Genomic DNA, 21,863 nt, shown 5'->3' with positions numbered 1-21,863 from the left:
TCGCGCCACTGTGCAGGCTGTCCGGTCGCCACCCCCGACCACTGGACACACCTGACCACGGTGACCGGCGGGCACGGTGCAGGGATGCCAGCCGGGCCCCACCCGCCTAGGGTGACGGTGACACCGGCCCCGACCCACAGCGAGGTGGACACCGACCGTGGCGCACTACCAGGCGATGGGGAGCATCCCCCCGAAGCGGCACACCCAGCACCGGCGCCCCGCGGGCCGGGGCAAGCAGGGTGAGCTCTACTACGAGGAGCTGATGGGCGAGGAGGGCTTCAGCAGCGACTCCAGCCTCCTGTACCACCGCAACATCCCGTCGACGACCTCCGGCGCCCGTGAGTGGACGCTGCCCGACCAGTCGACGACGCCGAACCACCCCCTGAAGCCGCGCCACCTCAGGCTCCACGACCTCTTCGCGCCGAAGGACGTCAAGACCACCGACGTCGTCACCGGGCGCCGGCTCGTCCTCGGCAACGGCGACGTGCGCATCTCCTACGTCGTCGCCGGCGCCGACAGCCCCTGGTACCGCAACGGCGTCGGTGACGAGTGCGTCTACGTCGAGCGCGGCGCCGCCCGCGTCGAGACCGTCTTCGGCGCCTTCGACGTCGCCGAGGGCGACTACCTCGTCATCCCGCGCGCCACCACGCACCGCTGGCTGCCGAAGCGTTCGACGAAGAACCCCTTGCGCGCGTACTGCATCGAGGCCAACAGCCACATCGCGCCGCCCAAGCGCTACCTCAGCCGCTACGGCCAGCTGCTCGAGCACGCGCCGTACTGCGAGCGCGACCTGCGCGGCCCGCAGGGTCCGCTGCTCGCGGAGGACGTGGGGGAGAAGGCGACCGACGATGCCGAGGTGTTCATCAAGCACCGCGGCAACGGCCCCGGCGGCATCGTCGGTACCGTGCACTCGCTGCCGTTCCACCCGCTCGACGTCGTCGGCTGGGACGGCTGCCTCTACCCGTACGCCTTCAACGTCCGCGACTACGAGCCGATCACCGGCCGGGTCCACCAGCCGCCGCCGGTGCACCAGGTGTTCGAGGGCTGGAACTTCGTCATCTGCAACTTCGTGCCGCGCAAGGTCGACTACCACCCGCTGGCCATCCCCGTGCCGTACTACCACTCGAACGTCGACAGCGACGAGATCATGTTCTACGTCGACGGCGACTACGAGGCGCGCAAGGGCTCGGGCATCGGCAAGGGGTCGGTGTCGGTGCACCCCGGCGGCCACGCGCACGGTCCGCAGCCCGGGGCGTCCGAGGCCTCGATCGGCGCCGAGTACTTCGACGAGCTCGCCGTCATGGTCGACACCTTCCGCCCGCTCGAGCTCGGCGAGGGCGGCCGGGCGTGCGACGACGGCGTCTACGCCGACTCCTGGAACCGCGGTCGGGGCTGACCCCGGCGGGCTCCTATCCTTGGGGCGTGTCGCTCGCGCCCGTGACCGAGGAGGTCGTCGCCCCGGAGGGGGACGTGGCTCCCGACACCCCGTGGGTGACCATCGTCTGGAACGACCCCGTCAACCTCATGTCCTACGTCACCTACGTCCTCCAGCAGCACTTCGGCTACGGCCGGGCCAGGGCCGAGAAGCTGATGATGCAGGTGCACACCGAGGGCCGCGCCGTCGTCAGCAACGGTCCGCGCGAGGCGATGGAGGCCGACACCGAGGCGCTCCACGGCTACGGCCTGTGGGCCACGTTCCAGAAGGACTCCTGATGGCCAAGGCCTTCCGGCGCAGCGGACGCGGCGCCGACCGGCGCTTCGTCGCGACCCTCGACGCCGACGAGCGCGAGGTCGTCGCCTCGCTCATGGACCAGGTCCACGACCTGCTCGAGCCGCCGGGGCACCCCAGCACCGGCGACGACGCCTTCGACGACCTCGTGGCCGGTCTCGACCTCACCGGCGGGGACGAGCCGCCGGCGCCGGTCGACGAGGGGCCGCGCGACCCCGCCCTCGACCGCCTGCTGCCGTCGGCGCACCGCGAGGACGACGCCGCCGCCGCCGAGTTCCGCCGGCTCACCGAGGGCGGCCTGCGCCACCGCAAGGCCCGCGCGCTCGCGGCCTCGGCCGCGGTGCTGCGCGCCGACGCCGACAAGGTCGCCCTCGACGAGGGGCAGGCCCGCTCCTTCCTCACCGCGCTCACCGACGTGCGGCTCGTCCTCGGCGAGCGGCTCGACCTGCGCACCGACGAGGACCTCGAGCTCCTCGAGCGCGCGGCCACCTCGCTCGACGACGACGAGCCGCTCGTCCACGTCATCGCGCTCTACGACTTCCTCACCTGGCTCCAGGAGACCCTCGCCGGCGCCCTGCTGCGGGGCTGAGGGATGCTCCGCCGCGTCGCGACCGTCCTCGCGCTCGTCTTCGCCGTGCTCCTCGGCGGGGTGCTGCTCTGGCCGGACGGGTCGCTCGTCAACCGCGCCGTCGTCGAGGTCTACGTCGTGCTGCTGCACGCCGGCGTGCCGTCGTCGGTGCGTCCCGAGCACTACGCGGCCGCCCTCAACGTGCTGGCCTTCGTGCCCCTCGGCTGGCTCGGGGTCGCCTGGCTGCGGCGGCGGGTGCCGGTCGTCGTCCTCGCCCTCGGCGGCCTCAGCGCGGCGGTCGAGGCGGTCCAGCTGCTCCCGGTCCTCCACCGCGAGGCGACGCTGCTCGACGTCGCGTGCAACACCGCCGGTGCGCTGCTCGGGGCACTCGCGGGGTCACTCGTGCGCGAGCAGCCCACCGGCGAGGAGCTGGTCGACGAAGGACGCGACGTCGGCGGCGACCACCTCGGCTGAGGTGCCGGCCTCCGCGGCCACCCGCGCGACGACGTCGTCGAGCCCGCCGCCGGGCACGACGGCCCGCCAGACGAGGGCGCCGGGGCCGTCGAGGACGACCGGGGGACCGTCCGGCAGCGGTGCGGCGTAGACGACGCCGTCGACCTCGAGCCACGCGGTGTCCGGCCCCACCCGCAGGCGGCTCACCGCCGCACCGCCGCGGTCGCCCGGGCCGCGAGCGCCCGTCCGAGGTGGGCGAAGCGGGCCAGGGCCTCCCGGGCCACCTCGGTGCGCGTCGGCTCGTGCCCGAGCCTCTGGGCGAGGTAGTAGCGGTTGACCCCGAGCGAGCGGACCGCGACCGAGGCCTTGGCCCGGGGCCCCCGGGCGGCCCGCCAGCGGGCCCGCCACTCGTCGAGCCGGTCGCCGCCCTCGGTGAAGACCTCCCAGAGCGCCGCCTCGGGGGTGCCGGCGTGCGCGGCGAGGTCGCCGGTGGCGGCCGCGAGCCCGACCGTCGACCCGGTGCGGACCGCGAGCGAGCGGATGGCGTCGCGCTCGGCGTCGGTGCGCCGGGTCCAGTTGGCCGGGACGTCCGGGTGCTCGCCGCCCGTCGGGGTCCGGGCGGCGTGGAGGAGCAGGACGAGCGACTGGGCGAGGGGGTCGGGGACGACGCAGGGCACGTGGGCGATGGAGGTCCGGCCGCGGTCCTCCCAGAGCACGGCGAAGGCCCCCGAGGGGTCGCGCTCCATGCCGGGGTAGAGCCGGTGGACGTCGAGCAGCCCCCAGCTGGGGTGGAAGAGGTTGGCCGCGTGGTCGAACGCCGAGCCGGCCTCGAAGGTCGTCTCGCTGCGCCAGCCGTGCGCGTCGAGGGCGGACATCAGCCGCTCGAGGTGCTCGGGCCGGACGATGACGTCGACGTCGCTGCCGCCGCTCGCCCACGGCCGCAGCCCCGGTGCGACGGCGGGGCCCTTGATGTGGAGGACGTCGGCGCCGGCCTCGTCGGCGAGCCGTTGCACCGCCGCGTGGGCGAGGGCCACCCGCACGGAGGTCGGCACGTCACGGGCCTCGGGCACGCGACAACTCTAGGGTGGCGCGCCCGTCGTCCACCGGCGCGACGCGGGGTCCGCCGGTAGCATCGGGGCCGAGCCGCCGTACCCTGCAGCGGCCAGCCCGGAGGACCTCCTCGTGACCCTGCTCGACTTCGTCCGCCTCACGCGGGCCCACCTGCTGAGCCTGGTGTTCCTCACGCTCGTGGGGGGCGCCGCGGCCTACGGCCTCACCCTGCGGATGCCCGAGGTCTACCTCGCCGACGCCAGCGGGTACGTCCGGGTCGCCGGGTCGGGCGAGACGACCGGCGACAGCCTGGCCGCCAACTCGCTCGGCGGCTCCAAGGCCGACTCCTACCTGCCGCTGGTCACGAGCCGCGCGGTCGCCGAGCGGGCCATCGCGGCCACCGGCATCGACGCGACGCCGGCCGAGGTCGCGGGGCGGGTCGGCGCGAGCGTCGCGACGAACTCGGTCATCCTCAAGGTCACCGCCACCGGGCCGACCCCCGAGGAGTCGCGGCTCCTCGCCGACGCGGTCATCAAGGCCACCGCCGAGGAGGCCAACGCCATCGAGACGGCCGCCGACCCCTCGGCGAAGCCCATCGTCTCGATCGTCCCCATCGAGTCGGCCCTGCCCGGCGGGAAGATCGCCCCGAACCCGCGCCGCAACGCCCTCGTCGGGCTCGTCGTCGGGCTCGGCGTCGCCTACGGGCTCGTCTTCCTCCGGCGTCAGCTCGACACCCGCCTGCGCACGGTCTCCGACGTCGAGGAGCTCACCTCGGCGAGCGTGCTCGGCGTCGTGCCGCAGACCAAGGAGCTGGGCGTCGTGCGCGGCCGCGGCCGGGTCGGCCAGCTGGGCATCGCCGCGGAGGCCTTCCGGCAGGTCCGCACCAACCTGCGCTTCGTCGGGGTCGACGACCCGGCCCGCAGCATCGTCGTCACGAGCGCCAACGCGAGCGAGGGGAAGTCCACCGTCGCCGCCACCCTCGCGCGGGTCCTCGGCGCCTCCGGCCAGTCGGTCGTCATCATCGACGCCGACCTGCGCCGCCCGACCCTCGCCAAGGTCTTCGACGTCGTCGGCACCGTCGGGCTGTCGCACGTGCTCACCGGGCAGGTCCCGGTCGAGGACGTCCTGCTGCCCACCGACCAGGACAACGTCCGGCTCATCACGTCCGGCCGGACCCCGCCGAACCCCAGCGAGCTGCTCGGGTCGGTGCGGATGCACGAGCTCGTCGCCCGGCTCACCGAGGACCACGTCGTCATCCTCGACGCCCCGCCGCTGCTGCCCGTCACCGATGCCGGCGTGCTCGCGGGCTTCTGTGACGGCACCCTGCTCGTCTTCGCCGTCGGGCGCACGCACAAGGAGCAGGCCCGCCTCGCGGCCCGGATGATGTCGCAGGTCGGCGGCCGCGTGCTCGGCGTCGTGCTCAACATGGCGCCGCAGCGCAAGGTCGGCGGGGTCGTCTACGGCGGCTACGGGTACTCGACCTACGCCTCGGACTACACGAGCCGCAAGGCCTACGACAGCGCGCCGGCGAGCGAGGACGTCGCCGTCGAGCCGGTCGTGCCGGCCGGCCCGGGGGTCCCGGTGCAGTCGCCGGCGAAGAGCGCCAGACCGCGGCGCACCGCGGCCCGCAAGTCGGCCGGCTGAGCCGGCCGGCCCCGGGGGAGGGGTCCGGCGGTCAGTAGGCGCCGCGGGCGGTGAGGACCGCCGAGACCGTGCGCCAGAGGATCGTCAGGTCCTGGACCAGCGACCAGTTGTCGACGTAGTAGAGGTCGAGGCGCACCGAGTCCTCCCACGAGAGGTCCGAGCGACCGGAGACCTGCCACAGCCCGGTCATCCCGGGGCGCACGGCGAGCCGGGTGCGGACGTCGTCGGTGTACTGCTCGACCTCGGAGGGCAGCGGCGGGCGCGGCCCGACGAGGCTCATCTCGCCGCGCAGGACGTTGAGGAACTGCGGCATCTCGTCGATCGAGAAGCGGCGGATGAACTTCCCGGGGCGGGTGATGCGCGGGTCGTCGGCGGCCTTGAAGAGGACGTGCCCCTCGCCGTGCTTGTTCTGCGCGGCGACCTGGGCGACGAGCCGGTCGGCGTCGACGACCATCGAGCGGAACTTGAAGCAGTCGAAGAAGGACCCGGTGAGGCCGACGCGCGTCTGGGGGAAGAGCACCGGGCCGCCGTCGTGGAGGCGGATGGCCAGCGCCGTCGCGAGGAGGACCGGGCCGGCGAGGAGCAGGCCGGCCGAGGCGCCGACGATGTCGAAGGCACGCTTGGAGAGGCGGCTCGCGCGGTGGGCCCGGGGTCGGTCGAGCTCCATGAGGTGCAGGCCGGCGGCGGGACGGACCCGGACCCGGTCGGTCGCGACGTCGGTGAGGCTGGGGACGAGCATGATCTGGACGTCGGAGTCCTCGAGGTCCCAGGCGGCGCGGCGCATCTCGCGCGCCGAGCCCACGGCCCCACCGGCGAAGAGGACGACGTCGCAGCCCTCGGACGCGACGACCGCCGCGGTGCGGCTCGTCGTGCCGAGCACGGGGACCCCGCCCGGCGTCGCCGCCGCGCCCGGGGTCGGCAGCAGGGCACCGACGACCTCGTAGCCGAGCCACGGCTCGCGGCGCAGGACGTCGGCGACCTCGTCGACCTGGTCGGGGGAACCCGAGACGAGGACGCGGTGGGTCAGCCGGCCGCGGCGGCGGGCGGCGTGCAGGGCCCGGCGCAGCAGGTGGCGGCCGAGGACGAGCACGGGGACGCCGAGGATGATGAGGAGGAAGAAGAAGCCGCGCGAGAACTCGAGCTTCGCGAGGTACGAGACGACCCCGATCGCCCCGGCACCGACGAGCGTGGCCCGCACGACCTGCTTGTACTCGGTCGCCCCGGCCCCGAAGTGGTGGCCGGCGTAGCCGCCGTGCGCCGCGATGGCGAGGACCCAGCCGACGGCGAGCGGCACCGCCGCGGCGACCGCGAGCTCGTGGAGGTCGGCGGCCGCGTTCGCGAACGGCAGGTGCATGCGGCCGAGCGCCGCGAGGGTGATGACGAGGGCGATGCCCGCGAGGTCGGTGGCGACGGCGGCCGGGGCGATGAGCCGGTGCGTGGCGGTCGGCGTCCGCGGGCGCGTGGTGACCCGGACGGGGGAGACGAGGGCCATGTCAGTCCGTGACCGTGGCGGGGGCGATGGCCAGGCCGGACGCGACGCGGGCCGCCCAGGCGGGAGCCGGGGTGCGGGCGCCGAGGACGACCCGCGGGCGGGCGGGGGCGGTGCGCACTTGCCGCGGGCGCAGCGAGGACACGGCCTCGCGGATCCGCTCGCCGAAGCGCTCCTCGCCGAACGCGTCGGCCTGCGCGAGGACGGCCGCGGTGTCCCAGGAGCGGCCGGTGGCCTCGGCGATGCCGGCCCGGAAGGCGCCGACCTCGGGGGCCTCGACGAAGAGGCCGGTCAGGCCGTCGACGACGGTGTCGAGGTAGCCGCCGGCGCCGAGCGAGACGGTCGGCACGCCGAACGCGGCGGCCTCGAGCGGGGTCAGGCCGTAGTCCTCGAGGCTCGGGGCGAGCAGCAGGCGGGCCTGGGCGTACACCCAGCGCAGCTGGGCCTCGCTGAGGCCCTCGACCATCTTGACGTTCTGCGGGGCGATGGCCTGGAGGCGGGCCTTCTCCGGGCCGGTGCCAACGACGACGAGGCGCTCGTCGGTGCCGCGGACGGCCTCGACGAGGACGTCGACGTTCTTGTAGGGCAGCAGCCGCGAGACGACGAGCAGGTAGCCCTCGCCGGCCCAGTCCTCGAGCTCGGGGACGCTCTCGCGGGGGGCGTGGACGTCCATCGAGTGCGGCGGGGGGACGACCTCGGCCTCGATGCCGTAGGCCTCGCCGATCCGGTCGCGGACGACCCTCGAGTTGCAGAGGTACTTCGCCGGACGGGCGGCGGCGCGGCGGTCCCAGGCGAGGAGCGAGGGCTTGAGGGCCGCGAGGGCCAGGCCCTTGGCGGAGGAGCGGAGCGAGCCGCCGAGGTAGGCCTCGCTCTGGTAGAGCCAGCGGGCCGGGGCGTGGCAGTAGGCGACGACGTCGCCCTCGGCGCGGAAGCCGTGCGCCCACCCCGAGGTCGAGGCGACGACGACGTCCTCGGTCGGGCGCACCGACGAGGCCGCGAAGGGCAGGAGCGGGAGGGCGCTGCGGTAGGAGCGGCGGGCCGGGGCGAACCGGTTGAGCGAGGAGGCCCGCACCTCGAGCGCGGCGAGCTCGGGGTAGGTCGCGTCGGGCTCGTGGAGGGTCGTGTGCACCGGGGCGCCCGGGAAGGCCTTGGCCAGCGAGAGGACGACGCGCTCGGCGCCACCGCGCTGGGTGAGGTAGTCGTGGGCGACGGCGACGGTGCGTCCGTCCGGCAGGGTGTGGGCCACGGATCCAGCATCCGGGGACGGTAAAGAGTTCGTAAAGCGCAGCTACCCGCTGGTACCCGTTCGCACCCCGTGGCGGGCCGTTCCGGCGAGTGGTCGCCTCGTCCGAACGGACGAGGTTCCCCCGGCGGGGAATCCGGGGCCTGTCAGGCGTCGAAGCGCTCGGCGTCGACCATCCGCGCGACGAGCTCGGTGAAGGTCACCGACGGGGCCCAGCCGAGCCGGGTGCGGGCCCGCGTGGCGTCGCCGACGAGCAGGCTCGGGTCGGCCGGGCGCAGGAGGGCGGGGTCGACCTCGACGAGCGGCTCCCAGTCCGTGATGCCGACCCGCGCGAAGGCGGCGGCGACGAGGTCGCGGACCGTGTGCGCCTCGCCGGTGGCGACGACGTAGTCGGCGGGCTCGTCGTGCCGGACCGCCCGGACCATCGCGTCGACGTAGTCGGGGGCCCAGCCCCAGTCGCGCCTGGCGTCGAGGTTGCCGAGGACGAGGCGCTCGGCCCGCCCGGCGGCGATGGCCGCGACCGTGTGCGTGATCTTGCGGGTGACGAAGGTGCGCGGCCGGCGCGGCGACTCGTGGTTGTAGAGGACGACCGAGGTGGCGAACTGGCCGCGGGCCCGGGCGATGCCGACGCCGTGGTGGGCCAGCGCCTTCGCGGCACCGTAGGGGCTCACCGGGCGGACCGGGGTGTCCTCGTCCTGCGGGGCGACGGGCGGCTCACCGAAGATCTCCGCGCTCGCGGCCTGGAGGAAGCGCACCTCCCGCCCGGTGCGCTCGCGGACCCGGCGCGCGGCCTCGAGGAGGACGAGGGCGGCGGTGCCGCTGACCCGGGTCGTGAGGAGCGGGTCGGCCCACGACTGGGCGACCGAGCTGACGCCGCCGAGGTTGTAGAGCTCGTCGGGGGCGACCCGGTCGACGAGGGCGGCGAGGTCGTCGTCCGGGCCACCGAGGTCGACCTCGTGGACGACGAGGCCCTCCGGGAGCGGGCCGCCGAGGTCCTCGCGCCGGACGAGGCCGTGCACCTCGAGCCCCTCGGCGAGGAGGCGCTCGACGAGGTAGCCGCCGTCCTGGCCGGTGGCCCCCGTGACGAGGGCGGTGCTCACCGCTCGGCGCGCAGCAGCGCGAGGTCGGCGTCGACCATCATCCGCACGAGGTCCTCGAAGCCGACGGTCGGGGTCCAGCCGAGGCGGTCGCGGGCCTTGCTCGCGTCGCCCACGAGGAGGTCGACCTCGGCGGGGCGCATGAAGCGGGGGTCCTGCTCGACGCGGCCGGACCAGTCGTCGATGCCGACGTGCGCGAAGGCGACGTCGAGCAGGTCGCGGATGGAGTGCGTCTCGCCGGTCGCGAGCACGTAGTCGTCGGCCTCGGGCTGCTGGAGCATCCGCCACATGCCCTCGACGTAGTCGCCGGCGAAGCCCCAGTCGCGCTGGGCGTCGAGGTTGCCCATGACGAGCTTGTCCTGCCGGCCCTCGGCGATGCGCGCGACGGCCATCGAGACCTTGCGCGTGACGAACTCCGGTCCGCGACGGGGGGACTCGTGGTTGAAGAGGATGCCGGAGCTGGCGTGCATCCCGTAGGACTCGCGGTAGTTGATGGTCATGTAGTGGCCGAACACCTTGGCCACGCCGTAGGGCGAGCGCGGCCAGAGGAGGGTCGACTCGCGCTGCGGGACCTCCTGCACCTTGCCGAACATCTCCGAGCTGGAGGCCTGGTAGTAGCGGACGCGGGAGAGGTCGTCGCCGCAGTACAGGCGCACCGCTTCGAGGACGTTGAGGACCCCGTTGCCGGTGACGTCGGTGGTGACGCGCGCGTTCTCCCACGAGTACGCGACGAACGAGACCGCACCGAGGTTGTAGACCTCGTCGGGCTGCGCGGTGGCCATCGCCCGGATGAGGCTGGACAGGTCGGTGAGGTCACCGGTGTGGAGGTGGACGTCGGGGACGGTCCGCCGCACGAGGTCGCGCTTGGGGTTGTTCTGGCCGCGGACGATGCCGTGGACCTCGTAGCCCTTGGCGAGGAGCAGCTCGGAGAGGTAGAGCCCGTCCTGTCCGGTGATGCCGGTGATGAGCGCGGTGGGCATGGGCGGCAGGGCCTTCCGGTCCGGTGGCGGGTCGGCGCCATCCTCGCAGACGGCGGCCGGTCGGGCCGGGTGGAGGGCGCCGGGCGCGGTCAGGCCGGGTGGACGTGGAGGTCGCGCAGGAGGGTCGCGACGCGGTCGCGGCCGGCGTGCGGGGAGTACTCGTCCTGCCACCGGGCGCGCTGGGCGGCGGCCACCGACGTCAGCTCGTGACGCGAGGTTCGTGCCCACGCCGTGACGGTGTCGCGCAGCGCGTCGGCGTCGCCGGCCGCGCAGACCCACGGGTGGTCGGGGCCGACGAGCTCGGGCAGGGCCCCGGCGTCGGTGACGAGGAGCGGCACCCCGGCGGCCATCGCCTCGGCGCCGGACAGCCCGAAGGCCTCGGGGGCCACCGAGGGCACGACGAGCCCGTCGACGTGGGCGAACAGGGTGGCGGGCTCGACCCAGCCGAGCCGCTCGACGCCGTCGCCGAGCGGCTCGAGCGCCTCCGCGACGCGCCGCGCCGTCGACGCGTCGGTGAACCGCGGCTCGCCGGCGAGGACGAGGTGGGGTCGCTCGCGGTCCGGCAGCCCGGCGAGCGCCTCGGCGAGGACGACGAGCCCCTTGTCGACCGTGTGCCGCCCGAGGAAGCCCAGCCGGGGCGCTCCGTCGTGGGGCGGGCGCGGCGACACCGGTCCGGGGTCGGCGGTCCAGTTCGGCAGGACGGCGGCGCCGGAGACCCGCGCGGCGAGCCAGCGCGAGGGGGCCAGCGTGGCGCTCGCCCCGTTGCGGGCGGCGAGGAGCGCGGCCCGGTGGGCGCGGCTCGGCAGCTGGTGCAGGTGGACGACGCGGTGCCGCCGTCCGGCCGTGGCCAAGGACGGCACGAGCCCGTGGCACCACGTCAGCCCGGTGCGCGTGCGGTGCCAGTCGCGCAGCTCGCGGGCGTAGCGGCGGCGGTCGGCCGCGAGCCGGTGCACGGGGAAGCCGGCCGCCTCGGCGTGGTCGAGGACACCGCCCTCGGCGTCCGGGCCGACGACCTCGGCCCCGAGCCCGAGGTCGCGCAGCACCTCGGCGGTGGCGAGGAGCATCACCTCGCCGCCCCCGACCTCGCCGTTGTTGGCGGCGAGGAGGACGTCGTTCACCGCAGGGTCCCGGTGACGGAGTCGTAGACCTCGGTGACCCGGGCGGTCATCTCCTCGCGGGTGGGCCACCCGTCGGGGAGCCGCGGACGGGTGGTCGGGTCGAGGGCCTGGCGCTCGACGGCGTCGGCCACGGCCCCGGCGTCGGTGGCCGCGACGAGGGCATCCGGCGGGAGGATCTCGGGGTTGCCGCCGACGGGGGTCGCGACGGCGCCCGCACCGTGGACGAGCGCGTCGAGGAGCGAGTAGGAACAGTTCTCCCACACCGAGAGCTGGACGAGCACGTCGGCTCGCTCGAGGAGCGACGGGGCGTCGACGTGGCCCGGCAGGTCGACGACGTCCCCGAGGCCGAGGTCGGTGACGAACGCCCGGAGGGACGCCTCCTCGGGACCGCTGCCGGCGAGCGTCAACCGTGCCTCGGGATGGCGCCCGTGGAGCACCGCGACGGCGCGCAGGAGGTCGTCGAGGCGCTTCTCGGGGGCCAGGCGCGCGACGGAGACGACGTGCAGCCCCGGGCTGCGGTCCGGGGTATCCGGCAGCGGGTCGACGCCGTTGGGGACGACGTGGACGGCGGTGCCGCGGCCGGGGTGCCACTTGGCCCGCAGGGTCCGGGCCGTCGCCTCCGACACGGCGATGACCGCGTCGGCGCGCCGCAGCCGGGCGGTGTGCAGGCCGGCGCGCAGCCGCGAGCGCCAGGCCGTCCCGTGGTAGACGAGGTCGTCGCCGGCGATGCCGTGCTCGGTGGAGACGACGGCCGCGGACGCGCCGACGGTGGCGGCGGCGACCACCACGTCGGCCCACGCGAGGTGCGAGTGCACGACGGCCGGGGCGAGCGCGTGGACCGCGTGCCGGACCGCCGAGACCGACTCGCGCACACCGTGCTCCGGCCCGACCGGCGCCGTCGTCACGGCGGCCTTGAGCTCGCGCAGCCGCTCGGCGAGCGGGCCCGGCGGGCACTGGACGACGAGCCGGTACCCCGGCAGGCCCACGGCCGCGGTGTCGAGGACGTGCCGGGCGACCCCGCCGAGCTCGGCCACGGGGACGACCCAGAGGGCGAGCGGCGGTGCCGTCAGAGCCACTGCTCCAGCCGCTCGAGCGCGACCCAGAAGCCCTCGCCGTGGTTGACGTGGCCCTGCCAGATCTCGGGGATGAACGAGACGCCGGGCGCGTGCTGGTCGAGCTGCTCGGCGAGCACCGCCCAGTCGACCTCACCCTCGCCGACCTGCACGCCCTCGCCGTCGACGCCGACCGCGTCGACGAGGTGGAGGTGCTCGGCGTGCGGCGCGAGGAGGTCGACGGCCTCGCTGAACGGGATGCCGAGGAAGGTCGCTGCGAGCTTCGAGTGCGACACGTCCAGGCATAGCCGCCGCCCGTAGGTCGAGGCGAAACCGGCTGTGTCGGAGGGATTCACGAAGAGGTTGCAGTACAGCTGGCCGCCCATGTACCACGGGAACGGCGGCAGCGTCTGGCAGGCGAGGCGCACCCCGGAGTCGTCGACGCGGTCGAGCCCCGCGGCCACCCGGGCGTACATGTCGGGGATCTCGTCGGGGGAGACGTGCCGATCCGTGGTGAAGCCGCCGACGCTCGAGATGACGACCGGGTCGGCGTCCTGCTCGAACCGGTCGCGCATCGAGCGGGTGATGTCGATGACCCGCTGCAGCTCCTCCGCCGAGCGCTCCCAGTGCGCGTCGTCCTCGCTCGCGAGGTTGAGGATGAAGTCGCCGGCGAAGAGGTCGGGCGCGTGGCAGGCGTAGCCCATGGGCAGTGCGCGGGGCACGGCGGTGTGCGGGTCGATCTCGAGGTCCTTGTAGGAGAAGTGGAACTCGAGGAAGTCCGGGGTGCAGTCGGCGGTGAGCGCGGCGACGTCGTGGTAGCGGACCGGCAGCCCCCACGGCCGGCGGAACGTGTACTGCCGGCCGGTCGGGACCGCGTCGGCGAGGTCGGAGGCGTAGAAGAAGTCGCCGGCGACCATCGCCCGGTTCGCGGTGCGCCCGACGAGGGTGTCGAGGGCGTTGGGCTGCAGGCCCCGGCCGGGGCTCTTGACGTCGACGGCGGCGAGGTCGATGGTCTCGCCGGCGGCGATGTCGCGGGCGGCGACGAGGCTCTTGGCGAGGTTGACCCGGTTCATCATCTCGCCGGTGCTGACGACCCGGGGCTCCGTGGAGCCCAGGGCGTCCTCGACCTCGCGGATGCGCTCGACCATCGCGCGCAACTCGTCGGGCAGCAGCGAGACCTTGTGGTCGTTGCCCTCCATCGACTTGTCGACGGTGACGTGCTTCTCGACGATCGTCGCGCCGAGGGCGACCGCGGCGACCGGCACGTGGTACCCGCGCTCGTGGCCGGAGTAGCCGACCGGGCAGTCGCCGAGCTCGGCGAGCCGGGTGAGGTAGCGCAGGTTGACGTCCTTGAACGGCGCCGGGTACGTCGACTGGCAGTGCAGCAGCGCGTACGGCGTTCCCGTGGACCGCAACAGGGCGACGCTCTCGCGGATCTCGGCCTCGGTGGACATCCCTGTCGAGACGACGAGAGGGGTGCCGGACGCGGCGGCGTGGCGCAGGAGCGTGTGGTTGGTCAGGTCGGCCGAGGCGATCTTCAGGCCGGGGACGCCGTACTCGACGAGAGCATCGACGCTCGGCGGGTCGAAGGGCGTGCACATGACGTCGACCCCGAGGCCCTTGGCGTGGTCGAAGACCTCGAAGAGCCGCTCGGCCGGGAGGTTGAAGCGGGAGAGCAGGTCGAGGGTGTACTGCGGCCCGAGGTCCTCGCCCTCGCTGCCGGTGCCGCCGCGGTACAGGGCGCCCATGTCGCGCAGCTGGAACTTCACGGCGTCGGCGCCGGCCCGCGCGGAGAGGTCGACGAGCTCCTTGGCGAGCTCGACCGACCCGTTGTGGTTGATGCCGATCTCCGCGATGACGAACGTCGGGTGCCCCTTGCCGACCTCGCGCCGGCCGACCCGGAAGGTGTCGCTGCGGTTGACCGCGACGGCGACGAGGTGGCCGTGCTCGTCGACGAGCGGCACGTGGTCGACGGCGCCGTGGAAGAGCGGGCGCACCTCGGCCGGGGTCGCGGTGGCCGGGGCGCTGACCGCGTCGGTGTTCGCCGCCTCGGAGCAGGGCCGGGAGAGGTCGACCTGCTCCTGCCCGGCGATCCAGCGGCGGACGTCGCCGTCGGTGATCGACCCGACGAGGTGGCCGTGCTCGGTGACGCAGAAGACGATGCGCGCCTTGTTGGCGGTGATCTTCTCCAGGGCGCGCAGGACGGGGTCCTCGCCGTAGACGACGAAGGGCGTGACGGTGCGCTCGATGATCATGCGGGGGTCCCCGTGGTGGTCGGCTGGTGCAGGGAGAGCAGCTGCTGCTCGGCGACGGCGAGGTCGAGCTCGGTGTCGACGTCGACGCCCTCGACCTCGTCCATGACGAAGAGGCCGGCGCGCCCGCCGATCCGGTTGTCGAGCTCGTCGTACACCCACGGGCGGGTGAGGTAGAGCGAGCCGGTCTCGCGGTAGCGCAGGGTCTGCGGCGTGAGGTCCTGGCGGCGCGGCCGGGCAGTGACGTCGTAGGCGGCGCTCGGCTCGGGGCCGTCGGTCCAGATGAAGGGGGCCTGCGGCACGACGCCGACGAGCGAGTCGACGCCGGTGGCCTCGAGCTGGGCGATCGCGCGGGAGAGGGTGCCGGGCAACCGGACCGGCGAGGTGGCCTGGAGGAGCATCACCGCGTCGGGCGCGGCGTCGGCGGCCCGGGCGGCCTCGATCGCGTGCCGGACGACGGGCTCGGTGGGGGTGTCGTCCTGCGCGAGCTCGGCGGGCCGCCGGAAGGGCACGAGGGCGCCGGCCTCCTCGGCGACGCGGGCGATCTCGTCGTCGTCGGTGGAGACGACGACGTCCATCGACGGACGGGCGGCGAGCGCCTGCTCGATGGTCCAGGCGATGAGCGGGCGCCCCGCGACGACCCGGAGGTTCTTGCGGGGCACGCCCTTGGAGCCGCCGCGGGCGGGGACGAGGCAGAGGATCCTCACCCGGCCATCATCCCCGAGATGACCTCGGCCGCAGCCCGGGAGGGCTCCACGGCGGGCCGTTCGGGGGAGGGCGTCGGGTCCCCGCCCCAGGGCGCGAGCCCGTACCGGTGCCAGAACGCGGTGAGCCAGGCGGGTGGGTCCGGGCAGTGGACGAACGCGGGCAGGCCGGCCGCGGCGGCCTCGAGGACCCCGGTGGAGAAGGCCGCGACGACCGGTGCCCCGAGCTCGCGCAGCGGCGTGCCGGACCGGTCGAGGACGATGCCCTCGGCCTCGAACCGGGCGTGGGTGCGTCGTGAGTCGCGGTCGCGCTCGGACGGGTGCGGCCGGTAGGTGGCGCCGGTCTCGCGGCAGAACGTCTCGGCGGCCCGGACGAGCAGGTCGCGGGGGAGCTCCGCGCCGTGCAGCTGGCCGAGGAAGACCGGGCGGGCGGCCGGGTCGGCCTCGGCGCGCGGCGGGGCGCCGGCGTCCCAGAGCAGCTGCGAGCCGATGACGGACGGCTCGGGGAGGTCGGTGCGTCCGGAGGCCCAGAAGGCGGCGTCGGCGGCGCTCCAGGCGAGCAGCGTGCTGCCCTCGGCGAGCGGTGGCGCGTCCGGCGTGAGCAGGCCGTGCTGGGCGGTGACGAAGCGGTGCGGCTCGGAGACGGCGTCGCGGGCCGCCCGGCCGACCGGGAGGTAGTGCCCGGTGGACAGCACGACCGACGCCTCGGCGGCCAGGCGCGGGACGTCGTCGTGGAGGACGACCGTGGACTCGGTCCACACCCACGGGGGCAGGAGGTCCTTGACGGGCTCGGGGGCGAGGACCGCGACGCCCTCGAGGGCGGGCAGGGTGCGCAGCGGCCCGAGGAGGGCGAGCGCCGATGTGGGGGAGCGTGACTCGAGGCAGACGAGCAGGCGCACCGGGCCGGGACCACCCCGGGTGAGGGTGAGGGCGCCGGGGCGGGCGTCCGGTCGGGCGATGGTGCGCAGCACGCCGGCGACCTGACCGAGGCGGCGGCGCAGCGGCTGGCGGCCGAGCTGCCAGCGGTGCCAGGCCTCGAGGTCGCGGGGGTGGGTCAGGCCGTCCACAGGGCCTCCAGGGCTCGGGCGCGGTGGGTGAAGGTGTGCTCGGCGAGGGTCCGGGCGCGGCCGGCGCGCCGCAGCCCCTCGGCCCAGGGCCGGTCGGTGGCGGCGCGGCCGGCCAGCTCGGCGGCCTCGTCGACACCGTCGAACACCGCGACCTCGGCGCCGGGGTCGTAGTAGCGCCCGACGTCCGCGCGGTCGACGAGCTGGACCGCCCCGACGCCGCAGGCCTCGAAGGTGCGCATCGTGACGCCGTCCTGGTCGCCGTGGACGTTGAGGGTCGCCCGGGCGCCGGCCATCGCGGCGTAGGCGTCCGGCCGCGGGAGGTCGCGGCCCGCAGGGACGCCCGGGGTGCCCATCCGCCAGGTCCGGAGGCGGTCGACGGGGTGGCCGGACCAGTCGCGGCCGTACGCCCGCACCGGGACCTCGCGCGCCGCGAGGCCGGTGAGCAGCGCCTCGCGGGCGGGGTAGCGGGCGCCGACGAACACGACGTCGTCAGTGGGGCGCGGTGCCCCGACGGGCAGGTCGGGGTCGTGGGCGAGCGGGACGTGGGCCGCCGGCAGGCCGCGGGCGGTCAGCGCCTCGACGTCGAGCGGGCTGTACGAGGCGACGGGGCCGGCGGCGGCGAGGGAGGCGTCGGTGTGTCCGGTGCGCCGCAGCTCGTCGTAGAGCCAGAGCACCCGGCGCTGCCGGCGCGCCTCGACGAGCTCCCAGAAGCCGTCGTCGAAGGCGTCGCCCTTGACGACGAGCAGGACGTCGGGGTCGTGGGCGGTGACGGCGGTGCGGGCACGCGCGCCGAGGACCGCGCGCCGCCGGGCGTCGGACCCGCCGAGCCGCTCGGGCAGGTCGTGACCGAGCTTGGCGGCGAGCCGCCCGAGCCCGCGGTGCTCGTCGTAGGTCACCGTCGTCACGTCGTGGCCGAGCCCCGCGAGGGCCCGCTCGAGGGAGCGCCAGTACCCGTGGAACACCGGGCTGAGGACGAGGACCCGGGTCGGTGCCGTCACGAGGTGAGGCCGCGGCGGGCCAGCTCGTCGAGCGCGTCGTCCCACGCCGCCGCCCCGGCCCCCGGCTTGTCCCACGACCACCGGATGAAGTCGACGATGGCGTCGCGTGCGGTCCACGTGGGCGCGGGGGCGCCGGCCTCCCGGCCGCGGGCGAGGTCGGCGCAGGCGTGCTCGATGTCGCCGGCGCGGTGCACGTCGAGGTGCGTGACGCCGGGGGAGGGCAGGGGGCTGCCGGCGATCGCGGCGTCGGCGAGGTCGAGGAGGCTGGTGCGGACCCCGGTGCCGGAGTTGAGGACCCGTGGGCTGCCGGCCGCGGCCGGGTGCTCGACCGCCCAGGCGAGCAGCGCTGCGAGGTCGGCGACGTGGACGAAGTCGCGGGTCTGGTGGCCGTCGCCGTACACGGTGAGGGGACGCTCCTCGCGGAGCATCGCGAGGAACGCGGCGAGCACCCCGGTGTACGGGTTGTGCAGCGCCTGCCCCGGCCCGATGACGTTCTGCGGGCGCACGACGGTGAGCGGGACCGCGGCACCGGCCTCGTCGGCCGCCGTGGCCTCGGCGAGCGACTTCGTCTCGCCGTAGACCGACACCGGGTGGTGCGGGTCGTCCTCGTGCGACGCGACGGGTTCGGCTGCGGCACAGCACCGCCCACCGAAGACGGTGCCGTGCTCGGCGCACTCGTACCGGCCCTCGCCGTAGACGGCCCGCGAGCTCATCGACACGAGCGCGGCGTCCCGGTCGCGGGCGAAGGCCGCCGCGAGCCGGGTGCCCTCGACGTTGACCCGGTGGTAGCGCTCGGTCTCGTACATCGACTGGCCGGTGCCGGTCTCGGCGGCGAGGTGGACGACGGCGGTGACGCCGTCCGGGAGCCCGTTCCAGGCGGCGGGGTCGGCGACGTCGCCGACGACGACGGGCCCGGGGAAGGCCGCGACGGCGGCGTCGGGGTCGGCGTGCACCTGCGGGTGCAGCAGGTCGAGGGCGGCGACCTCGTGCCCCCCGCCGACGAGCCGACGGGCGAGGTGCTGGCCGATGAAGCCGGCACCACCGGTGAGCAGGACGGTCATCGGGAGGCCTCCACGACGCGGGCGGGCACACCGGCGACGGTCGCGCCGGCCGGGACGTCACGGGTGACGACGGCGCCGGCACCCACGGTGGCACCCTCGCCGATCGTCACACCGCCGAGCACGACGGCACGCTGGCCGACGAAGACGTGGTCGCCGATGGTCACCGGCCCGGTGCCGTGCACGGCGGAGCGGTCGGTGCGGCCGTGGTCGGTGGAGGCGACGAACACGCCGTCGGCGAGGACGACGTCGCTGCCGACCCGGACCGGGTCGATGGCGTGGACGTGCACGTCGTGCCCGAGGTAGACCCGGTCGCCGAACGTGATGGACCCGTCGACGCCCTCGGCCTGGAGCCACGCCCCCTCGTGCACCGCGCAGCCGGCGCCGAACGCGATGCGCGCGACACCCCGGAGGATGCGCGGCCGCACGACGACCGTACCGGCGCCGAACGCCGCGAACGCCCTGCGGTACAACGGGGTCCGGGCCCGGGCGAGGTGCCACCGCAGCGACGGTGGTGCCTCGACGACGCGGCGGACGGTGCTCATCGCGGGCCCCCGCGGATGAGGCGCAGCTCCTGGCGGGCCGTGGCGAGCGGCGCGACGTCGCGGCCCGCGACCCGGCGCGCGGTGTTGGCGGCCGCGTTGACGGCGGTGGCGGCGGTGAGCGCGGCCACGAGCCGCCGACGCCCGCCCCATCGGCCGGCGTAGGCCATCCGCGACTCGACGAGCCACCGGCGGCGCAGCCCGGGGTCGGACGACCCGCCGCCGACGTGCGTGAGGGACACCGTCCCGGCGAAGACCGACGGGACGCCGGCCCCGCGCAGCCGGCGCTGGAGGTCGACCTCCTCGGAGTTCATGAAGTACCTTTCGTCGAAGCCGCCGACGGCCCGGAAGGCCGCCGTGGGCAGCAGCATGGCCGCCCCGACCACCCAGTCGACGGGCAGCACGGCGCCGGGGACCGCCCGTGTGTCGTGGCCGACCGCCTCGCGCAGGGCCCGACGACCCCGGAACCGGGCCAGCGGGGTGAGCCACTCGACCACCTGGTGCGTCGTCGTCGGGAAGTGCCGCGCGGTGGGGGCCGGGGTGCCGTCGGGGTCGAGGACGAGCGGACCGACGACCGCCGGCTGCCAGGGGGCAGCGGCCGCGACGAGGTCGGCGACGAACGTCGGGTTGAAGCACACGTCGCTGTTGAGGACGAGCAGCAGGGGAGCCGTGACGGGCTCGACCCCCGAACCGACCGCGGCCCCGAAGCCCCCGTTGCGCGCCCGGCGCACCACCGTCACGCCCGGGACGTCCGGGAACGGCTCGGGGGAGGCGTCGTCGGCGACGACGACCTCGAGGGCCACGTCCTCCTGGGCGAGCAGGGCCCGCACCGTCGTGAGGGTGGGGGTGGGGTCGCCGTGGTGCGGGACGACGACGGCGACCTCGGGCTCAGTCGGCACGCGCACCCCCGGTCGGGACGGGGTCGAGCGAGCCGAGCCGGACGAGGTGGGCGAAGGCAGGGCTGGCCTCGCGGACCTCGTCGAAGGTGCCGGCGGCGGCCACCCGGCCGCGCTCGAGGAAGACGACCTGGTCGCAGTGCCGCACCGTGGACAGCCGGTGCGCGACGACGAGCACGGTCATCCGGCCGTGGAGGGACCCGACGACCTCGGTGATCCGCCGCTCCGTCTCGTTGTCGAGGGCCGAGGTCGCCTCGTCGAGGACGAGCAGCACGGGGTCGCGGTACAGGGCGCGGGCGATGCCGACCCGCTGGCGCTGGCCGCCGGAGAGCCGGGACCCACGCTCGCCGACGGTGGAGTCGAGGCCGTGCGGCAGCTCGGCGACGAGCGGCTCGAGCTGGGCGTCGCGCACGGCACGGGCCAGCCGCTCCTCGTCGACCATGGCGCTCGGCTCGCCGAGGGCGATGTTGGCGCGCAGGGTGTCGTCGACGAGGAACACGTCCTGCGGCACGAGCCCGATCGAGCGCTGCCACGAGGCGACGTCGCCGCCGATGTCCACGCCGTCGGCCAGCACCGCGCCGGAGGTCGGGGTGTGCAGGCCGAGGACGGTGTCGACGAGCGTGGTCTTCCCGGCCCCGCTCGCCCCGACGAGGGCGACGGAGGTGCCGGCCGGCACGGTGAGGGCGATGCCGTCGAGGACGTCGGCCTCGCCGTCGGCGTACCGGTGCACGACGTCGCGGACCTCGAGCGCTTCGCGCAGCGGCACCCGGCGCGGGTCGGCCGGGTCGTCGCCGGGGACGTCGGGCAGGTCGGGGTCGGTGAGGTCGGCGAGGACGAGGGCCACACCGGGGCGTCCCATCCGGACCATCTGGAGCGAGGCCATGATGCGGGTGAGGCTCGGCAGCATCCGGAACCCCGCGGCGACGAAGAGCGAGAGCGTCGTGAGCGTCGACCCCGAGTTGCCCTGCGCGAAGGCGACGACGACGAGGACCGCGACCCCGCCGACGAAGGTCAGCTCGAGGACGCTCTTCGGCAGGTCGGTGAGGAAGGAGCTCGTGCGACGGGCGGCGGCGTACCGCAGCCGGGCTGCGCGGTAGCGGCCGAGGAAGACCTCGGAGGCACGCCGGATGCGGATCTCCTTGATGCCCTGGATGGTTTCCCACGACGTCAGCGACATCTCGAGCGAGGCCTCCTGGAAGACCCCGCCGACCCGCTCGGCGCGGTGGCTGACGAAGCGCTGGAAGAGCACGCCGGCGAGGGCGAAGTAGGCGATGGCCGCCACCGCCGGGACGGGGTCCATGACGAGGAGGACGACACCGAGGGCGACGACGGAGACGACCTCGGTGACGACGGAGATCGCGCCCGCCACGACGAGGCTGTAGGTCTGGCCGACCGACTCGCCCATGACGCGGTTCAGCTCGGCGGTGTGCCGGGCCAGGTGCACGCGGTAGGGCGCGGCGAGGTAGCGGCGCAGGAGCGACTGGGCGGTGTCGGCCTCCTGGACCGCGAGGAAGCCGGCCATCCACCAGCGGAAGAGGAGCCCGACGACCGTCTTGGCGACGAAGGACACGAAGACGACGACGGCGATGATCGTCGCGAGCCGGTCCGGCGAGGGGTCGCCGAAGAGGTCGGAGAAGCGGCCGAGCAGCCCGGTGTCGCGGGGGGCGCCGGTGAGCAGCTGCATGAGCGGGACGACGCTCGCGACCCCGACGACCTCGAGGAGGGCGGTGAGCACCGAGCCCGCGACGGCGAGCCCGAGGCGGCGGCGGGTGTCGGGGGAGAACAGGACGGACATCCCGCGGGGGATTCCGAACACGCGCGTCCTCCCGGGTGTGTGGCGGGTGTGGTCCCAGTGGCGACAGTGTAGGGGCGGTGTGACGTGCGCGACCGGTGCTGCGTGAAGACCGCGTCGGTGTCCGCGCC

The 21,863-nt window shown here is 75.1% G+C and carries 21 protein-coding genes; 5 read left to right on the top strand and 16 right to left on the bottom strand.

All coding sequences use genetic code 11. The features are described 5' to 3' along the window. Positions 1-157 precede the first annotated feature (157 nt). From JQN70_RS01995 to JQN70_RS01980, 4 genes are read left to right on the top strand one after another with little or no spacing between them, the layout of a single operon-like run. On the top strand, positions 158-1,396 hold the full coding sequence (locus JQN70_RS01995; RefSeq protein ID WP_204129626.1) for a homogentisate 1,2-dioxygenase: 1,239 nt from the start codon (positions 158-160) through the stop codon (positions 1,394-1,396). Positions 1,397-1,422: 26 nt separating this feature from the next. Then, entirely contained in the window at positions 1,423-1,713 is a 291-nt protein-coding gene (gene clpS / locus JQN70_RS01990) for an ATP-dependent Clp protease adapter ClpS (RefSeq protein ID WP_204129625.1), read from the top strand. After that, complete coding sequence (locus JQN70_RS01985) at positions 1,713-2,318, top strand: DUF2017 domain-containing protein (RefSeq protein ID WP_204129624.1); 606 nt, start codon at positions 1,713-1,715, stop codon at positions 2,316-2,318. Before clpS ends, JQN70_RS01985 begins: the two co-directional genes overlap by 1 nt. 3 nt (positions 2,319-2,321) lie before the next feature. After that, a complete protein-coding gene (locus JQN70_RS01980) occupies positions 2,322-2,771 on the top strand; it encodes a VanZ family protein (RefSeq protein WP_204129623.1) in 450 nt (149 codons plus the stop codon). Here JQN70_RS01980 and JQN70_RS01975 read toward each other — a convergent pair. Next, complete coding sequence (locus JQN70_RS01975; RefSeq protein WP_204129622.1) at positions 2,694-2,957, bottom strand: PqqD family protein; 264 nt, start codon at positions 2,955-2,957, stop codon at positions 2,694-2,696. The two genes, JQN70_RS01980 and JQN70_RS01975, sit on opposite strands and share 78 nt — an antisense overlap. Continuing rightward, a complete protein-coding gene (locus tag JQN70_RS01970; RefSeq protein ID WP_204129621.1) occupies positions 2,954-3,820 on the bottom strand; it encodes a nucleotidyltransferase family protein in 867 nt (288 codons plus the stop codon). Before JQN70_RS01970 ends, JQN70_RS01975 begins: the two co-directional genes overlap by 4 nt. 112 nt (positions 3,821-3,932) lie before the next feature. Here JQN70_RS01970 and JQN70_RS01965 point away from each other — a divergent pair, with 112 nt between their 5' ends. Further along, positions 3,933-5,444, top strand: a complete 1,512-nt coding sequence (locus JQN70_RS01965) for a tyrosine-protein kinase domain-containing protein (protein WP_204129620.1) — start codon at positions 3,933-3,935, stop codon at positions 5,442-5,444. 31 nt (positions 5,445-5,475) lie between these two features. Here the strand turns inward: JQN70_RS01965 and JQN70_RS01960 are convergent, their stop codons facing one another. The 14 genes from JQN70_RS01960 to JQN70_RS20775 all read right to left on the bottom strand — a co-directional run bounded on the left by JQN70_RS01960 (position 5,476) and on the right by JQN70_RS20775 (position 21,756). Next, on the bottom strand, positions 5,476-6,936 hold the full coding sequence (locus JQN70_RS01960) for a sugar transferase (protein WP_204129619.1): 1,461 nt from the start codon (positions 6,934-6,936) through the stop codon (positions 5,476-5,478). 1 nt (position 6,937) lies between these two features. Continuing rightward, the gene (locus JQN70_RS01955; protein WP_307835764.1) at positions 6,938-8,179 is read right to left on the bottom strand and encodes a glycosyltransferase; all 1,242 of its coding nucleotides are present in this window, start codon (positions 8,177-8,179) and stop codon (positions 6,938-6,940) included. Positions 8,180-8,322: 143 nt separating this feature from the next. After that, entirely contained in the window at positions 8,323-9,276 is a 954-nt protein-coding gene (locus tag JQN70_RS01950) for a GDP-mannose 4,6-dehydratase (RefSeq protein ID WP_204129618.1), read from the bottom strand. Further along, complete coding sequence (gmd, locus tag JQN70_RS01945) at positions 9,273-10,253, bottom strand: GDP-mannose 4,6-dehydratase (RefSeq protein WP_204129617.1); 981 nt, start codon at positions 10,251-10,253, stop codon at positions 9,273-9,275. Before gmd ends, JQN70_RS01950 begins: the two co-directional genes overlap by 4 nt. A gap of 89 nt (positions 10,254-10,342) precedes the next feature. Next, complete coding sequence (locus JQN70_RS01940; protein ID WP_204129616.1) at positions 10,343-11,371, bottom strand: glycosyltransferase family 4 protein; 1,029 nt, start codon at positions 11,369-11,371, stop codon at positions 10,343-10,345. Beyond that, positions 11,368-12,447 carry a glycosyltransferase family 4 protein gene (locus JQN70_RS01935; RefSeq protein ID WP_204129615.1) on the bottom strand — a complete coding sequence of 360 codons (1,080 nt, stop codon included), beginning with the start codon at positions 12,445-12,447 and terminating at the stop codon, positions 11,368-11,370. Before JQN70_RS01935 ends, JQN70_RS01940 begins: the two co-directional genes overlap by 4 nt. Further along, on the bottom strand, positions 12,438-14,678 hold the full coding sequence (locus JQN70_RS01930) for an N-acetylneuraminate synthase family protein (RefSeq protein WP_204129614.1): 2,241 nt from the start codon (positions 14,676-14,678) through the stop codon (positions 12,438-12,440). Before JQN70_RS01930 ends, JQN70_RS01935 begins: the two co-directional genes overlap by 10 nt. Next, on the bottom strand, positions 14,675-15,382 hold the full coding sequence (locus JQN70_RS01925; RefSeq protein ID WP_204129613.1) for an acylneuraminate cytidylyltransferase family protein: 708 nt from the start codon (positions 15,380-15,382) through the stop codon (positions 14,675-14,677). The genes JQN70_RS01930 and JQN70_RS01925 overlap by 4 nt, the downstream gene beginning before the upstream one ends. Then, complete coding sequence (locus JQN70_RS01920) at positions 15,379-16,446, bottom strand: RNA-binding protein (protein ID WP_204129612.1); 1,068 nt, start codon at positions 16,444-16,446, stop codon at positions 15,379-15,381. The genes JQN70_RS01925 and JQN70_RS01920 overlap by 4 nt, the downstream gene beginning before the upstream one ends. Further along, a complete protein-coding gene (locus JQN70_RS20780) occupies positions 16,434-17,444 on the bottom strand; it encodes a CgeB family protein (protein ID WP_204129611.1) in 1,011 nt (336 codons plus the stop codon). Before JQN70_RS20780 ends, JQN70_RS01920 begins: the two co-directional genes overlap by 13 nt. Beyond that, complete coding sequence (locus tag JQN70_RS01910; RefSeq protein WP_204129610.1) at positions 17,441-18,505, bottom strand: NAD-dependent epimerase/dehydratase family protein; 1,065 nt, start codon at positions 18,503-18,505, stop codon at positions 17,441-17,443. The genes JQN70_RS20780 and JQN70_RS01910 overlap by 4 nt, the downstream gene beginning before the upstream one ends. Next, the gene (locus tag JQN70_RS20655) at positions 18,502-19,047 is read right to left on the bottom strand and encodes an acyltransferase (protein ID WP_204129609.1); all 546 of its coding nucleotides are present in this window, start codon (positions 19,045-19,047) and stop codon (positions 18,502-18,504) included. The genes JQN70_RS01910 and JQN70_RS20655 overlap by 4 nt, the downstream gene beginning before the upstream one ends. Then, positions 19,044-19,943, bottom strand: coding sequence for a glycosyltransferase family 2 protein (locus JQN70_RS01900; RefSeq protein ID WP_307835763.1), 900 nt, complete (start codon positions 19,941-19,943; stop codon positions 19,044-19,046). Before JQN70_RS01900 ends, JQN70_RS20655 begins: the two co-directional genes overlap by 4 nt. Further along, positions 19,933-21,756, bottom strand: a complete 1,824-nt coding sequence (locus JQN70_RS20775; RefSeq protein WP_204129607.1) for an ABC transporter ATP-binding protein — start codon at positions 21,754-21,756, stop codon at positions 19,933-19,935. The genes JQN70_RS01900 and JQN70_RS20775 overlap by 11 nt, the downstream gene beginning before the upstream one ends. Between the last annotated feature and the right edge of the window lie 107 nt (positions 21,757-21,863).

Source organism: Phycicoccus sonneratiae (genome assembly GCF_016887965.1).
GTDB lineage: Bacteria > Actinomycetota > Actinomycetes > Actinomycetales > Dermatophilaceae > Phycicoccus > Phycicoccus sonneratiae.
Note: the sequence above shows the minus strand (reverse complement) of the source record. Positions and strands in the feature narration are given on the sequence as shown.

What these genes read in the sequence shown, in the direction of transcription:
- JQN70_RS01985 (WP_204129624.1), top strand. Translation starts at nt 1,713, where the DNA reads ATGGCCAAGGCCTTCCGGCGCAGCGGACGCGGCGCCGACCGGCGCTTC.
- JQN70_RS01980 (WP_204129623.1), top strand. Translation starts at nt 2,322, where the DNA reads ATGCTCCGCCGCGTCGCGACCGTCCTCGCGCTCGTCTTCGCCGTGCTC.
- JQN70_RS01960 (WP_204129619.1), bottom strand. Translation starts at nt 6,936, where the DNA reads ATGGCCCTCGTCTCCCCCGTCCGGGTCACCACGCGCCCGCGGACGCCG.
- gmd (WP_204129617.1), bottom strand. Translation starts at nt 10,253, where the DNA reads ATGCCCACCGCGCTCATCACCGGCATCACCGGACAGGACGGGCTCTAC.
- JQN70_RS01930 (WP_204129614.1), bottom strand. Translation starts at nt 14,678, where the DNA reads ATGATCATCGAGCGCACCGTCACGCCCTTCGTCGTCTACGGCGAGGAC.
- JQN70_RS01910 (WP_204129610.1), bottom strand. Translation starts at nt 18,505, where the DNA reads ATGACCGTCCTGCTCACCGGTGGTGCCGGCTTCATCGGCCAGCACCTC.
- JQN70_RS20655 (WP_204129609.1), bottom strand. Translation starts at nt 19,047, where the DNA reads ATGAGCACCGTCCGCCGCGTCGTCGAGGCACCACCGTCGCTGCGGTGG.